Origin of the sequence: Exiguobacterium sp. BMC-KP (genome assembly GCF_001275385.1) — a bacterium.
Taxonomy (GTDB): domain Bacteria; phylum Bacillota; class Bacilli; order Exiguobacteriales; family Exiguobacteriaceae; genus Exiguobacterium_A.
Genome location: NZ_LGIW01000012.1, coordinates 80,248 through 94,641 on the forward strand (window position 1 = coordinate 80,248; position 14,394 = coordinate 94,641).

Genomic DNA, 14,394 nt, shown 5'->3' on the forward strand with positions numbered 1-14,394 from the left:
GAACTCCCTAATAATAGGAGATGAAATTAGCACTCTATATAATTGAGTGCTAAAAAAGGGAGGCTGAAATAGTATGGAAACGAAACAATTTAAGGCGGAATCAAAACGATTGCTCGAGATGATGATTCATTCCATCTATACGCATAAGGAGATTTTCCTGCGCGAATTGATTTCGAATGCAAGTGACGCCATGGATAAGATGTACTATAAAGCGTTGACGGACGAGACGATTTCGTTCGAGAAAGAACACTACAAAATTACGATTGAACCAAATAAAGAAGCGCGTCAACTCATCATTCGTGATACTGGAATCGGAATGACGAAGGATGAACTAGAAGAGAATCTCGGTACGATCGCGAAGAGTGGCTCGCTTGCCTTCAAGGCAGAAAACGAGGCACAAGATGGTCATGATATCATTGGTCAATTCGGTGTCGGATTCTATTCCGCATTCATGGTCGCAGACGTCGTCACTGTCGTTACGAAACCATTCGGTAATGCAGTCGCTTATAAATGGGAATCGCGTGGTGTCGAAGGCTATACGATCGAGGAAGTCGACAAAGAAACCGTCGGAACGGAGATTACGCTCCACATCAAGGCGAATGAGGACGAAGAATCGTATGACGAATACCTCGAGACGTATCGTCTGCGCAGCATCATCAAGAAATACTCCGATTTCATTCGCTATCCAATCGAGATGAAGGAACTCGAACGTCAGCCAATCGAAGGCAGTGACGAGACGGAAGATGTCGAAGTCGTCAAGACAATCAACAGCATGGTACCGATCTGGCGGAAGAACAAACGGGAATTGACAGACGAGGACTATACGAACTTCTACCAAGAGAAACGGTATGGTTTCGACAAACCGGCAAAACACATTCATATCAGTGTCGATGGTGCCGTTCGTTATCAATCAATCTTATTCATTCCAGAGCAGGCGCCGTACGATTATTATTCGAAGGAATTTGAAAAAGGCCTCGAGCTTTACGCGAACGGTGTCTTGATCATGGAAAAATGTAGCGACTTGCTGCCGGACCATTTCAGTTTCGTCAAAGGAATGGTCGACTCGGAGGACTTATCGCTCAACATCTCGCGTGAACTTCTACAACACGATCGTCAATTGAAGCTGATCGCGAAAAATATCCAAAGTAAGATTAAGACACAACTTGAAGCCCTTCTGCGCGAAGATCGCGCGAAGTACGAAACGTTCTATCAAGCGTTCGGACGTCAGCTGAAGTTCGGTATGTATAATGATTATGGCATGCACAAAGAACAAGTGCAGGACCTCATCCTCTTCTACTCAGCGAAGGAGAAGAAGTTGATCACGCTTGCGGAATACGTCGCAGCGATGCCGGAAGATCAAGCGCATATCTACTATGCGGCTGGTGAGAGTACGAATCGTTTAGATAAGTTACCGCAATCCGAGCTCGTTCGTGATAAAGGGTACGACATCTTGTACTTCACGGAAGAGATCGATGAGTTCGCGATCCAGATGCTCGTGACGTACAACGAGAAGACGTTCAAGTCGGTCACGAGTAGCGACTTAGGGATTGAAGCAGAAGAAGCAGAGACGACGGACGCACAAGCGGAGATGTTCCAAGCGATGCAGGAAGTGCTAAGTGGACAAGTCAAGGAAGTCAAAGCATCGACGCGTCTAAAATCTCATCCCGTCTGTTTTGCGACAGACGGCGCCGTCTCGATCGAGATGGAGAAAATCCTTAAGGCAATGCCGAATAACGAAGGAGTAGAGGCGGTCAAGATTCTCGAATTGAACCCGTCACACGCAGTGTTCCAATCCCTTGAAACAGCGTATCAAAACGATCGTTCGAAATTCGAACACTATACAAAATTAATGTATCAGCAAGCGTTGCTTGTTGAAGGACTTCCGCTTGAAGACCCAGTAGCGTTCGCAAATGATGTGTGTTTATTGATGGTGTGAAACGAATGAGTATAAGAAAAGGCATTGGATGCGCGCATCCAATGCCTTTTTTCGTACAGTGTTACATTAATCCGTCTGTAAATCCGAAGCGGTTTCTCCTTTTTTCGAGAGAACGTTTAAGACGACGACGAAGAGTGCGAATGTGACAAGAGCTCCGATGAAACCGAAGACCGAAGACTCCGTGAAACCGATGACTAAATAACCAACAGCGGCAGTAACTGCACCGACTAGCGCATACGGTAACTGTGTCGTGACATGATCGATATGATGGGATCCAGCCCCAGTCGAACTGAGAATTGTCGTATCAGAAATCGGTGAACAATGGTCACCGAAGACAGATCCGGCAAGAACAGCAGCAAGCGTCGGTAACAAGAGAGAAGCGTCGACCGCCATGACGAGATCCGCACCGATTGGCAACATGATCCCGAATGTGCCCCAACTTGTTCCTGTCGAGAATGCCATCAAGCCGGCAATTAAGAATAATAAGAACGGCAAGTACGAAGCAGAAATCGAGTTGCTAACGAAACTTGCGAGATAGTCACCTGTTTTCATATCACCGATGACAGCGATGATCGTCCAAGCGAACAACAGGATGACGACTGCCGGCCACATCGAACGCATACCAGCAACGATGCTTGCACGGTAATCGCGTCCCGGAATCTTCCGTCCGATCAACATCAGGAAAGCAACGATTAAACTAATGACAACACCAGCGACGAGTGAACGTGTGACATCTGTTGCTTCAAACGCGCCGATCAAAGTGAACGGGCGATTGTCGGCTGCAAGTGCCTGAGCACCTGTTCCGAGTAACGCGCTGATCGTAGCTATGACGAGAACAACGATTGGAACGACGAGATCCCGAACTTTTCCGTTCGTGTGTTCCTTGACCTCTTTTGCCATCCCCATCGGTGTGCCTTTTGAGGCATCGAAGAGTTCACCTTTTGCAGCACGGCGTTCGTGTTGTTTCATCGGTCCGACAGAGATGCCAGAGTAAGCGATGTAAAGTGTTAACAGAAGAGCAAAGATTGCATAGAAGTTCATTGGAACGATCATCATGAAGGCGCTAAACGCCGAGTAATCCGTAATCGAGTGCGTCGTTAAGATACCAGCAATGATGGAGATGATAAATGCTCCCCAGCTTGAAAGCGGACTGATGACACAGACAGGTGCAGCCGTTGAGTCAATCAAATAGGCAAGTTTTGCACGTGATACACCACGACGATCCGTAAGCGGACGACTGACGTTTCCGACGGCGAGACTATTGAAGTAGTCATCGATGAAGATCAAAATTCCGAGGCCGAATGCGACCAAACGAGCACCACGTGCCGTTTTGACGTGCGTTGCTGCCCATTCTCCGAAAGCTCGTGCACCACCTGACGTTTGGATCAACGTCGAAAGGACACCAAGCAATAACAAGAAGACAAGCAATAAGACGTTCCATTCGTTCAAGGCACCATCTGCCCAAAATAGGCTGAAGATGTTCTTACCAAGATAGGTCACCGTATCGATCGGGTTAAAACGGTGGAGTAGTAGGGCACCGACGAGAATGCCGACACCTAGCGAAAGAACGACCTTGCGCGTAAAGATTGCCAACAAGATAGCTAATAAAGCAGGTACAAGGGCGATGATGGAATCTGAATAGTTGACCATAAAAAATATCCTCCTCTTTAATAAATAACTTAAAGATGAGACCCCGCGGCATAAAAAAAGCAAGGGCACCGGCAACAAAGCCGACACCCTCGCTGGATGCGTCTTTCTTAGCCGAATTGGAGCGCTCCATACAACTGCTATGTATGGCAATCGATCGGGTGTTTCCCGAATCGACCAACGACGATATGTTGGACACATATTATCATTTCGGCGATGTCACCTTTCCTGTAGTCGTCTTCGTTGTCATCCTCGGACCAAGTACTGATTGAAATCGCGCCTCTACCTCATCGATAGAATAGTCATATTCTGTTCTTATGGACACTTTATCATGTATTTCAGAAGCGATTCAACCATATATTCTGATAATTTAAGATAAAGTTATTTATTCGGCAAAATGTTGAATAAGCTGTTTCATTAAGTACGGTTGATTCTCTTCAAACTGTTTTTTTCGATGACCGTTTGCACCAGAGGGATGAGGGAAGCCGGAAAGAAGCTGATGCTGTTCAATTCGTCCGTCATGAATCAAGCTACGAATTTGTGCTTCGACGACACGACCGAGCGGAATCAACAGCGCTGATTCATGTAATTGATTGATCTCAGCAACGAAATGTTCCTCTGCATAGTGTCTCAACAAAGGACTACGATTGATTTTCGGTTGATGCCCTGAATAATTTTTTTCTCGATAAAAGACGGGTTGTTTTAATAACGACGTCGGATGCAGTAATTGCTGATGTTGATGAAATAAGGTAGCCGTCGTCTCGATTCCGAGTAATGCTGGAAGTTCGAGTGTATCAAGCATTTGGACGAGGTTGCGTCGCATCGTTCCAGCAAAGCTTGCCGTATATTTGACGAGGCGTGCCGTCTCTTCCAATGAAACGCTATGATGAAGTACATCCGTCGCTTCTTCGAAAGCGATTCGCATCTGTTCAAATCCTGGTGTGATCCCGATGATGACGACTTTTGCTTTGGTATTGACGTACTCACCAATCGGAGAATAATAAACGGTCAGTTCGTTCTCCTGTTGCAATAAAAAGGCATCCGTCCATAATTCATCACGTCGTAATGTACGGTCGTCAGGTAAGGCACGAATAGCATGTTCAAATATAGTTAACGAATTCATGTAAGATCCTCTCTCTCTGTAATGGCATTATGATAACAAATAATACCATTTGAGACAATTAAACCCTTTCTCTTTTTTTTATACAGGTACATAAAAAGGACTCATATCGAGTCCTTCTTGGTTTATTGCGCGCGTTCTTTTACGGAAGCGACTTCATAAGTCAGAATTTCGCTGCCGAGCATCGGAGATTCTCCAGCTTCACTACTCGCAGGTCGACTATGTGACGCTTTGAAATCGTCACTCTCCCGCCACGCTTGAAAACTCTTCATGTCTTCCCAGTACATGTTGACGTTCATCTCATCATGCTCTTCGATGTTTTGTGTCAATAAGACTTCGACACGGATGAAACCATCCATCGTATCGAGTCCACTTGGACGTGTAAAACGAGGAGCGAGGGCAGCAGCCATCCCTTTTTTGACTTTAATCCGGTTCGTAACGACGATCATCATAAAATCCCCTTTCAAAAAACGAGTAACGTACTTCTTCAGTATAGTACGATGAGGGAAAGAATGCCGGAAAGAAGGAACAAAATACAATGAATGAGCAAGAATACGATCAACAATTACGAATCGAGACGATCGAGATGCAACACCTTTATGGTGTATTTAGTCACTACAATCGCTATGAACCAACGCCTTATGCAGCACTAGACGAATTATGCGAAACCTATCTGTTTCAAAAACAAGACACTGTCATTGATTTTGGTTGCGGAAAAGGACGATTGAACTTTTACTTACACGATCGTTTTGACTGCTCCGTCATCGGAATCGAGATGAATGGACAATTTTACGAAGATGCGCTCCGGAACATGGCGAATTACGAAAGTCGACGTAAGCGACGTTCGGGAAGTTTACGATTTGAACAGGCGTATGCCGAACAATACGTCATTCCGGCGGACGCGAACAAGTTTTATTTCTTTAATCCGTTCTCTTCCCAAATTTTCATGAAAGTGATCGATCACATTTTAAGTTCGGTCGAGCGGTCCTCGCGTTCGGTTGATCTCATCTTGTACTACCCAACCGATGAATATCGAGAATATTTGGAGCGACATACCGTATTCGAGCAAATTGATGAGATTCGATTACGAGACTTTTATGACAAAAATCACGACGAACGATTTGTCATCTATCGTTTTGATCCGAAGAAACTGCTTCAAAACGGGTATGAATACAGTGATGAGAGAAATGGAAAATAAGGAGGTCGGATGATGATTCGCTTGGAGCATGTCACGAAAGAGTTTGCACCGGGGCGTGGAATATTCGATGTCAGTTTTACGGTTGAGCCGGGAACAATCTTTGGTTTCATTGGACCAAACGGATCCGGAAAATCAACGACGCTCCGACATTTGATGGGATTGATGGCTGCGGATGATGGAAAGGCGACGATTGGCGGCTTTGATTGCTGGACACAAAGTAAAGAAGTGAAGCAGTTGGTCGGTTACTTGCCGGGCGAGATTAGTTTACCTGGAGATATGACGGGAGCAGACATGCTGGATTTGATGCAACGGTTGCATGGCAGTGATCCGGCACGACGACAACTGTTGTTGAAACGATTTCCGTTTGAGACGAAGACGAAAATCCGTAAGATGTCAAAAGGGATGAAACAAAAACTGGCACTCGTCGGTTGTTTCATGAAGGATGCACCAGTTTATCTACTCGATGAGCCGACCAGTGGACTCGATCCTTTGATGCAAGAGCGTTTTTTAGAGTGGATCGAACAGGAGAAGCAAGCGGGAAAAGCGATTTTGATGAGTTCGCATCACTTTCCGGAGATGGAAAAGTCTTGCGATCGAGCGGCTTTAATCAAAGCGGGTCGTATCATCGTCGAATCGGATATCCATGAGTTGGTTCGATCGAGTCGCAAGACGTACACAATCGTCTTCCGAACTGAGGTGGAGGCGGCACAGTTCGCGATGCAGATCGGTACGGAATCGAAGCGAACAGAAGTCAGTTTTCAAACGGACGAGACGCTGAGCTTAAATCAGGCGATTGCTTACCTAACCCAATATGATGTACAACTGATCCGTCCGTCAGCAGATGATTTAGAACAGGTCTTTTTGCATTATTACGGAGAGGAGGAGTCATCGTGATATTGTTGATCCGTTCGTTGTTCAAGCAAGTCAGAAAGCCCGTGCTTGCTTATGCGATTGGAACGAGTCTCTACTTATTGATGCTTGCGCTACTTTATCCATCGATGATGAAGACGGGTTTATTAGAAGCAAAACTGGAAGCATTACCCCCCGAGGTCTTGAAAGCTTTCCAGTACGATAAGGTGACAGGGTTTGATAACGTGCTGGATCTACTCGGCGGCAACTATTACGGACTGATCTTCCAAGTCATTGTGAGTCTCTTCCTGCTCTCATTAGCGGCACGCTTGGTTGCCCGACCAATTGATAATGGGGAACTGATCGTTTATCTCGCAGCACCTATAACGCGACATGCATACACACTGGCTGTTGCTGTCGTCATGGGCATCGCTAGTACGCTTCTCGTAGGACTAAACGGACTTGTACTGATGGTTGCTGACTGGTGGATGACCGGTATTTCAATCGATGATGTCATCTTATGGCGGATTCAAGTCAATGCTCTCTTTTTACTCTTTGCGATGGGTGCCTTTACGTTATTCATTGCGACGTTATTCGACGAAGAACGACGTGCTTTTTCACTTGCAGGTAGTGTATTAGTCCTCTCTATCGTTTTGACAATCCTATCCGAATTGAGTGACAAGACAGAGTGGCTCCGTTATCTATCCGTCTTCTCCTTATTTAATACGACGCAGTTATTAGAAGGAACGGACCATTTTCTTATCCACTCGGTTTCCTTACTCGTCCTTTGTCTTGTTTTCTTGACGGGAGCGTTCGTTCAATTTGGACGTCGTAGTCTATCGATTTGATCGAAAGTGACGAAAAAACTTTACAGAAAGTGAACATTTAGGATTTGAACGTTGCGTCAAGCGCTGATTTTTACTAAGATAAAGGAATGTTGTAGTTCTGGAAAAAGAAATGAGGTCTTTTGAAATGAATAAACCATCCATTTATGGATTAACGCTTGAGCAGATGACAGAATGGTTATCGAATCAAGGGCACAAACCATTCCGTGCCAAACAAGTATGGGATTGGCTCTACCGTAAACGTGTCACGACTTTCGCGGAAATGACGAATGTCAACAAGGATTGCCTTGAGTTGTTAGATCAGAGTTTTACGATTGACTCGATGACAGAAGCGGTCAAGCAAGAATCAGCAGACGGAACAATCAAGTTCCTCTTCAAATTATATGATGGCAACTTGATCGAAACGGTTTTGATGCGTCATAAATACGGTCTTTCTGTCTGTGTTACGACACAGGTTGGCTGTAACATTGGCTGTAGCTTCTGTGCAAGTGGTCTCATCAAGAAGAGCCGCGACTTGTCGGCAGGCGAAATCGTTGAACAGATCATGAACGTTCAACATCACCTCGATGCAGTCGGTAACGAAGAACGTGTCAGCCACGTCGTCGTCATGGGTATCGGTGAACCGTTCGATAACTTCGACAACATGGTCGACTTCTTGAACGTCATCAAAGATCACAATGGTCTTGCGATCGGTGCACGTCACATCACGGTTTCAACAAGTGGTTTGGCAGACAAGATTTACAAGTTTGCTGACTTGAAACTCCAAGTCAACTTAGCAATCTCGCTTCACGCACCAAACAACGAATTGCGTACGCAAATCATGAAAATCAACCGGGCGATCCCGCTTGAGAAATTGATGCCAGCGATCGATTATTACGTTCAAACGACGAACCGTAAAATCACGATCGAGTACATCTTGCTCCGTGGCGTCAACGACCAAAAAGAACACGCGGTCGAACTTGCGAAATTGTTCGAAGACAAACGTCACCTGACGTATGTCAACTTGATTCCGTACAACCCAGTTGATGAGCACGGTCAATATCAACGCAGTACGTCTGAAGACATCACGACGTTCTACGATACGTTGAAAAAGAACGGCTTGAACTGTGGTGTTCGTCTTGAACACGGAACAGACATTGATGCTGCGTGTGGTCAATTACGTAGTAAGCAAATCAAAAAAGATAAAGTAGCATCCAAATAATTCGTTGGGCTTCTCATCGTTTCGGTGGGAAGCTTTTTTTACGATAAGAAATGAGGACATCCTATGACACGTACACGATTCAATGATTTTAACTTAAGCGCACCGATTCTCGATTCAATCGAGCAACTCGGTTATACGACACCAACCGAAGTTCAGCAATCCGTCATTCCAGTCGTATTGTCTGGAAAAGACGTCATCGTCAAATCACGGACAGGGAGCGGGAAAACGGCATCGTTTGCGATTCCGCTGTGTGAACTCGTCGAGTGGGAAGAAAATAAACCACAAGTTTTAGTCTTAACACCAACACGTGAGCTTGCTTTGCAGGTCAAAGAAGATATTATGAACATCGGACGCTATAAGCGGATCAAAGCGACTGCTGTCTTCGGAAAACAACCGTTCCGCGGACAAGTGACAGAGCTCAAACAAAAGACACACATCGTCGTTGGCACACCAGGACGCGTACGCGATCATATCGAGCGGGGCACGTTATCACTTGAGAAAGTGCGTTACGTCGTTTTAGATGAAGCGGACGAAATGCTGAACATGGGCTTCCTCGATCAAGTCGACGCCATCTTGTCCGAGTTACCGAAGGAACGGATGACACTATTGTTCTCTGCGACTTTCCCAGAAGACATCGAACAGTTGAGTGACCGTTACATGGAGGCACCAAAACGAATCGAAGCAGGTGAGACGGTCGTCTCAACGATCACGCATAGCTATATTCCGGTGACGGATAAGACGAAGTTCGCCATTTTAAAAGATGTCCTCGTCGCTGAAAATCCGGATCGTTGCATGATTTTCTGTCGGACGAAAGAACATGTCGATTTCGTCGCGAATGGCTTGCGCGCACATGACTATCCGGTTGAAGCGATTCACGGTGGAATGGAACAAGATGACCGACTCGATGCGATGAAAGCGTTCCGTGCCGGTAAGTTCCGGATTCTTGTTGCAACAGACGTCGCGGCACGCGGAATCGATATCGAGAACATCACACACGTCATCCAGTACGATCTCCCTGTCGAACGGGAAAGCTACGTTCACCGAACAGGTCGGACAGGTCGTGCGGGAGCTACTGGACAAGCAATTAGTCTTGTCACACCAGCAGACGAACGTCGCCTGAAGGAAATCGAGCAATATCACGGGAAGCTGACACGTCGACAAGCACCGACGGAAAAGGACTTGATGCGGACAGCGGATGCGTTCGAGGAGAAGATGGCGACGGAAGATACGCGTTCATCGAAAACGGAACAGCTCGATGCCGACATCATGAAGTTGTTCTTTAATGGTGGGAAGAAGAAGAAACTCCGTGCCGTCGACTTCGTTGGAACGATCGCGAAGATTGAAGGCGTCACAGCAGACGACATCGGAATCATCTCGATTCAGGATACGTTGACGTATGTCGATATCCTGAACGGGAAAGGTCCGCTTGTCTTACGAGCAATGAAGACGACGAAGGTCAAAGGGAAACAATTGAAAGTGTACGAAGCATTCAAGAAATAAGACAAGCCGGTCATTCTCCGCTTAGGCGAAGAGGGACCGGCTTTTTTGTGTCAAGGCATGTCCAAGATGGAGTCCGCTAGCGGCTGCCTGAGCAAGAGAGTGTGTTGCACCGGAACAATCACCGATTGCATAGACACCGGGACACGTCGTCTCAAACGTTTCGGACGTTTCAAGCATCGGTGCGTAAAACTTACCATCTAGTCCGTAAAGTAACGTATCTGCAGGGAGTTCCGTCTCAAGAAGTCGTTCGAGGCGTTCTAAAAAACCTTCTAAGACGAGACAATCTTCTACAGGAACTTCCGCGTGTAAATCTCCCGGGGAAGCACTTAGAGAAGGAATGATTTCGTTACGAGTCAATTGCTCCATTGTCGTCGCTTGTAATTTTCGAAAATCACCGAGTCGTTGGACGACGATGCGATCCTGTCCTTGGTTGATCTTGCCGATGACACGCGTCGCATACGCATTGGCTTTCGCTAGTGTCGAAAAATAACGTGGGAGAAACAGTGTAAAGTTCAGATTCGTCGATCCGTCTGCTGTCTCGTGGACGTTTTGACCGTCCGGCATGACGAGGCCTTCTTGATATTTTCGAATGATCCGTCCACGCGGATTCATGCAATAAGTGACGGCTTGACCATGAGGAGAGTCGTAGCCGAGCTTCGTCTCGAACGTGTCCTGTAGCAACGTTCGAAAGAGGACTTCCTCTGTTTCAATCCGCACACCGAGATCAAGTCGAGTTCGCTGTGGCGTGACACCAAGCGTAGCTAACTGGTGCAGTGTAAAGTCTGCACCGGAACGACCTGTCGCGAACACGATCCGTTGACTGACGAATGTCTCGTTCGTTGTTTTGATTGTAAACTGCTCGGACTTCGTGATCTGCTCGATTGTCGCTTCGAAGCGAGCATCGAGTCGCGGTAGTAAGGCATCCTCAAACGCTGTAAAGACGGTAGCAGTCCGTGCTGTGCCTAAATGACGTACCGTTGTTTCGACTGTGTGGAGACCGGCACGACGGGCACGAGACGCTACAGTAGGCGAGTGAGTGGAATAGCTTTCGATTGTATCTGCACCATATGTACATAAGAGGTCATCGACTTCTCGGAATAGTTGTTGCGTCGTTTCTACGCCGATTTTTGAGACGAGCTCTCCACCGAATCCCGTTGCATAATTGAATTTCCCTTCTGATTTTCCGAGCCCAGCGAATCCAAGATACGCATCTTCTGCCGTTCGTTCACGAATCGGTTTTCCGGCATCGAGCAATAAGACACGCTGTCCATGTTCAACGAGCTGATGAGCAAGAAAAATTCCCGCTACACCAGCTCCGATAATCGTGACATCATACATCAAAGACGCCTCCTTTTCTCTGAGTATACAAAAAAGCCGGATTCCTGTGAAAGGAATCCGGACTGGTTGATATTGCTTATTTCCATTCTGTGATGTCAGCGATTGGTAGACGAACAGATGGGTATCCTGCGTCAACTGCTTTACCGATTGAAAGCAACATGACTGGGAGGTAACGCTCTTTTTCAAGACCGAATGCTTCTGCAATTTGGTCTTTTTCGTAACCACCGATTGGGTTTGTATCATAACCATGTGCACGAGCCACGAGCATCAATTGCATTGAAACAAGACCTGAATCAATCAAAATGCTATCACGTAATGTTTCAACGTCTTCTGGACGGTAGAAACCTTTGATTGCTGGTACTTGGCGATCGCGTACTTCTTGTGGCATAAGACCTTTTTCAACAGCCATATCGTAAATTGTCTCGATGCTATCGACCGCGTTCATGTCACCGAAGACAGCGATGACAGCAGAAGATGTCTCGACTTGGACTTGGTTGAATTTCGCGAGTGGTGCAAGTGTTGCTTTGCCTTCTTCGCTATCGATGACAAGGAAACGCCATGGTTGCATGTTAACTGAAGATGGAGCAAGTGTTGCTTCTTCAAGGATTTGTGTCATTTCTTCTTTTGAAATTTTTACGTTTGTATCGTAGTTACGGATCGAGCGACGTCCTTTGACGATTTCCATGAAGTCCGTAGTTGTTTGAGTAGTCATAATTATTCAATCTCCCTTGTGTGTGTTCTCTGTTTTATAGTGTGAAAAACTTATTTCCAGTCTGCGATGTCAGCGATTGGCAGACGAACAGATGGGTATCCTGCATCAACTGCTTTACCAATCGATAGCAACATAACCGGTACGTAACGCTCTTTTTCAAGACCGAATGCTTCAGCGATTTGATCTTTTTCGTAACCACCGATTGGGTTTGTATCATAACCATGTGCACGAGCGACGAGCATTAATTGCATTGAAACGAGACCTGAGTCAATCAAGATGCTGTCTTTCAAATCGTTCGCTGATACGCTGCTGTACATCCCTTGAATTGCTGGTACTTGGCGATCGCGTACTTCTTGTGGCATAAGACCTTTTTCAACAGCTGTATCGTAGATGTTCTCAAGTTGATCAACGGCGTTCATATCACCGAAGACAGCGATGACAGCAGAAGATGTCTCGACTTGAACTTGGTTGAATTTCGCGAGTGGTGCAAGTGTTGCTTTGCCTTCTTCGCTATCGATGACGAGGAAACGCCATGGTTGCATGTTGACGGAAGAAGGTGCAAGCGTTGCTTCTTCAAGGATTTGTGTCATTTCTTCTTTTGAGATTTTCACGTCTGTATCGTAGTTACGGATTGAACGGCGTCCTTTGACGATTTCCATGAAATTTGTTGTAGTTTGCGTTGCCATATTAAATCGACTCCTCTTTTAGTTTAGGTAATGTATCAGCGTTCGCTTCGATGCGTTGAATCATCTCAGCTAACGTCCGTTGTTCTTGAGCAGAGAATCCTTCGAGTAAATTCTCGAGGAACTCATCTTTTTGTTCGCGTAATCGTGCGATGCGCGTCGCTCCTTGTTCCGTTAAAGAAACAAGAATCACCCGATTGTCAGCGGCTGAACGCTCGCGCGCAATCATCCCGGTCGATTCCAGGTGCTTCAGGTGACGGGTCACTGCCGCATGATCGACATTAACGCGTTTTTGTAATTCTTTTTGGCTGATCGTTTGATCGACTTGCAGTTGAGCGAGCAAATCCATTCGAGTCTGACTGAATCCGTCCGTACAGAGATCGAATTTTTGGGCAATCGTCTTATTGACGGAGACGAGTGCATAAATCAAACGTCCTTTTTCGTTGCAGGAAATACTCAATCCATCACATCCTTCCCTTCGTTCGAAGAAACCTTTGACGTATCAAAGATTGATATGTAAACGAATATAACGTGTTTAATTTGATGACGCAACTTATCTGCTTCTGACATAAAAAAAGATATCATTCGCGCGGAATGATATCGAGTCAGGCGACTTAGCTAATTTGGCGTTCAGACGCCGGAAGTCCTTTTGCGTCAATCGCAGCGATAATACGACGGAAATAAAATAACCAAAATTGGAGAAACGGTCCGATCAAGAAAATCGAGAGGATCGTTCCAAAGAAAACAGGACCACCGAGTAACCAACCGATGCCGCATGCTGTGACTTCCATGATCGTTCGCATCAGGCGAATCGAGGTTCCGAAGCGCTCTGCGAGTGTCAGCGTCAGTCCATCACGTGGACCAGCTCCGTAACCGACGGCGACGTATAGACCGGCGCCCATACCGATAATGAAGATTCCGAAAACGAGCCAGAGTGTATTCAACCAAATAGACTCAAAAGACGGTAAGAGATGAGAACCAAGCACAAGATTCATAAAGACGCCGACGAAAATCGCGTTAACAAGTGTACCGATTTGCGGCGTGACGCGGTCTAATGCGTACTTAACGAACACGAGTAAGAGACCAACGAGTAAGATAATCGTTCCGACGGACAGCGGTGTTTTCTTTTGAAGACCAAGATGTAACACATCCCACGTCGAGACACCGAGTTCCGCTGTAATCATCATCGATGAGCCAAGAGCGAGTAAAAATAAACCGAGGAGGAAGAGTCCCCACTTTAACGTAGCGCGTAACAACCAGGAAGCACGATGACGCGTCATGTCTGGCACCTCATTTCTTAAAATAATTGATTCGTTAACTGTATCATGAGGAAAGTGGAAGAAGAAAGACGAAATTTTCCGTTTT

General features: G+C 46.1%; 14 protein-coding genes and 1 riboswitch. Of the genes, 6 read left to right on the forward strand and 8 right to left on the reverse strand.

Annotated features, from left to right (window positions below; translation table 11 throughout):
* The first annotated feature begins 73 nt into the window (after positions 1-73).
* Positions 74-1,936: a molecular chaperone HtpG gene (gene htpG, locus ADM98_RS01955; RefSeq protein WP_053452017.1), complete on the forward strand. Its 1,863-nt coding sequence runs from the start codon at positions 74-76 to the stop codon at positions 1,934-1,936.
* Between the two features lie 66 nt (positions 1,937-2,002).
* On the opposite strand, the gene ADM98_RS01960 is transcribed toward htpG, so the two are convergent.
* The 3 genes from ADM98_RS01960 to ADM98_RS01970 all read right to left on the reverse strand — a co-directional run bounded on the left by ADM98_RS01960 (position 2,003) and on the right by ADM98_RS01970 (position 5,152).
* Positions 2,003-3,586, reverse strand: a complete 1,584-nt coding sequence (locus ADM98_RS01960) for a Na+/H+ antiporter NhaC family protein (protein WP_053452018.1) — start codon at positions 3,584-3,586, stop codon at positions 2,003-2,005.
* A 111-nt stretch (positions 3,587-3,697) separates the two neighbouring features.
* A riboswitch (Lysine riboswitch) is annotated at positions 3,698-3,876 on the reverse strand.
* Between the two features lie 92 nt (positions 3,877-3,968).
* Positions 3,969-4,706, reverse strand: coding sequence for a hypothetical protein (locus tag ADM98_RS01965; RefSeq protein WP_053452019.1), 738 nt, complete (start codon positions 4,704-4,706; stop codon positions 3,969-3,971).
* 122 nt (positions 4,707-4,828) lie between these two features.
* The gene (locus ADM98_RS01970) at positions 4,829-5,152 is read right to left on the reverse strand and encodes a heme oxygenase (RefSeq protein WP_053452020.1); all 324 of its coding nucleotides are present in this window, start codon (positions 5,150-5,152) and stop codon (positions 4,829-4,831) included.
* Between the two features lie 89 nt (positions 5,153-5,241).
* Here ADM98_RS01970 and ADM98_RS01975 point away from each other — a divergent pair, with 89 nt between their 5' ends.
* From ADM98_RS01975 to ADM98_RS01995, 5 genes are all read left to right on the forward strand, one after another.
* Complete coding sequence (locus ADM98_RS01975) at positions 5,242-5,901, forward strand: methyltransferase (protein ID WP_082318473.1); 660 nt, start codon at positions 5,242-5,244, stop codon at positions 5,899-5,901.
* A 12-nt stretch (positions 5,902-5,913) separates the two neighbouring features.
* Positions 5,914-6,795, forward strand: coding sequence for an ABC transporter ATP-binding protein (locus ADM98_RS01980; RefSeq protein ID WP_053452021.1), 882 nt, complete (start codon positions 5,914-5,916; stop codon positions 6,793-6,795).
* Positions 6,792-7,598, forward strand: coding sequence for an ABC transporter permease subunit (locus tag ADM98_RS01985; RefSeq protein WP_053452022.1), 807 nt, complete (start codon positions 6,792-6,794; stop codon positions 7,596-7,598). The genes ADM98_RS01980 and ADM98_RS01985 overlap by 4 nt, the downstream gene beginning before the upstream one ends.
* A gap of 124 nt (positions 7,599-7,722) precedes the next feature.
* Complete coding sequence (rlmN, locus tag ADM98_RS01990) at positions 7,723-8,796, forward strand: 23S rRNA (adenine(2503)-C(2))-methyltransferase RlmN (protein WP_023469793.1); 1,074 nt, start codon at positions 7,723-7,725, stop codon at positions 8,794-8,796.
* 63 nt (positions 8,797-8,859) lie between these two features.
* Positions 8,860-10,296 carry a DEAD/DEAH box helicase gene (locus tag ADM98_RS01995; protein ID WP_053452023.1) on the forward strand — a complete coding sequence of 479 codons (1,437 nt, stop codon included), beginning with the start codon at positions 8,860-8,862 and terminating at the stop codon, positions 10,294-10,296.
* A gap of 21 nt (positions 10,297-10,317) precedes the next feature.
* Here ADM98_RS01995 and ADM98_RS02000 read toward each other — a convergent pair whose 3' ends face one another.
* The 5 genes from ADM98_RS02000 to ADM98_RS02020 all read right to left on the reverse strand — a co-directional run bounded on the left by ADM98_RS02000 (position 10,318) and on the right by ADM98_RS02020 (position 14,309).
* A complete protein-coding gene (locus tag ADM98_RS02000) occupies positions 10,318-11,634 on the reverse strand; it encodes an NAD(P)/FAD-dependent oxidoreductase (protein ID WP_053452024.1) in 1,317 nt (438 codons plus the stop codon).
* 76 nt (positions 11,635-11,710) lie between these two features.
* Positions 11,711-12,346, reverse strand: coding sequence for a nitroreductase family protein (locus ADM98_RS02005; protein WP_053452025.1), 636 nt, complete (start codon positions 12,344-12,346; stop codon positions 11,711-11,713).
* A 50-nt stretch (positions 12,347-12,396) separates the two neighbouring features.
* The gene (locus ADM98_RS02010; RefSeq protein ID WP_053452026.1) at positions 12,397-13,032 is read right to left on the reverse strand and encodes a nitroreductase family protein; all 636 of its coding nucleotides are present in this window, start codon (positions 13,030-13,032) and stop codon (positions 12,397-12,399) included.
* Position 13,033: 1 nt separating this feature from the next.
* Positions 13,034-13,489 carry a MarR family winged helix-turn-helix transcriptional regulator gene (locus ADM98_RS02015; RefSeq protein WP_053452027.1) on the reverse strand — a complete coding sequence of 152 codons (456 nt, stop codon included), beginning with the start codon at positions 13,487-13,489 and terminating at the stop codon, positions 13,034-13,036.
* A gap of 154 nt (positions 13,490-13,643) precedes the next feature.
* On the reverse strand, positions 13,644-14,309 hold the full coding sequence (locus tag ADM98_RS02020) for a YczE/YyaS/YitT family protein (protein WP_053452028.1): 666 nt from the start codon (positions 14,307-14,309) through the stop codon (positions 13,644-13,646).
* Positions 14,310-14,394 lie beyond the last annotated feature (85 nt).

What these genes read in the sequence shown, in the direction of transcription:
- htpG (WP_053452017.1), top strand. Translation starts at nt 74, where the DNA reads ATGGAAACGAAACAATTTAAGGCGGAATCAAAACGATTGCTCGAGATG.
- ADM98_RS01960 (WP_053452018.1), bottom strand. Translation starts at nt 3,586, where the DNA reads ATGGTCAACTATTCAGATTCCATCATCGCCCTTGTACCTGCTTTATTA.
- ADM98_RS01965 (WP_053452019.1), bottom strand. Translation starts at nt 4,706, where the DNA reads ATGAATTCGTTAACTATATTTGAACATGCTATTCGTGCCTTACCTGAC.
- ADM98_RS01970 (WP_053452020.1), bottom strand. Translation starts at nt 5,152, where the DNA reads ATGATCGTCGTTACGAACCGGATTAAAGTCAAAAAAGGGATGGCTGCT.
- ADM98_RS01975 (WP_082318473.1), top strand. Translation starts at nt 5,242, where the DNA reads ATGAATGAGCAAGAATACGATCAACAATTACGAATCGAGACGATCGAG.
- ADM98_RS01980 (WP_053452021.1), top strand. Translation starts at nt 5,914, where the DNA reads ATGATTCGCTTGGAGCATGTCACGAAAGAGTTTGCACCGGGGCGTGGA.
- rlmN (WP_023469793.1), top strand. Translation starts at nt 7,723, where the DNA reads ATGAATAAACCATCCATTTATGGATTAACGCTTGAGCAGATGACAGAA.
- ADM98_RS01995 (WP_053452023.1), top strand. Translation starts at nt 8,860, where the DNA reads ATGACACGTACACGATTCAATGATTTTAACTTAAGCGCACCGATTCTC.
- ADM98_RS02000 (WP_053452024.1), bottom strand. Translation starts at nt 11,634, where the DNA reads ATGTATGATGTCACGATTATCGGAGCTGGTGTAGCGGGAATTTTTCTT.
- ADM98_RS02005 (WP_053452025.1), bottom strand. Translation starts at nt 12,346, where the DNA reads ATGACTACTCAAACAACTACGGACTTCATGGAAATCGTCAAAGGACGT.
- ADM98_RS02010 (WP_053452026.1), bottom strand. Translation starts at nt 13,032, where the DNA reads ATGGCAACGCAAACTACAACAAATTTCATGGAAATCGTCAAAGGACGC.
- ADM98_RS02020 (WP_053452028.1), bottom strand. Translation starts at nt 14,309, where the DNA reads ATGACGCGTCATCGTGCTTCCTGGTTGTTACGCGCTACGTTAAAGTGG.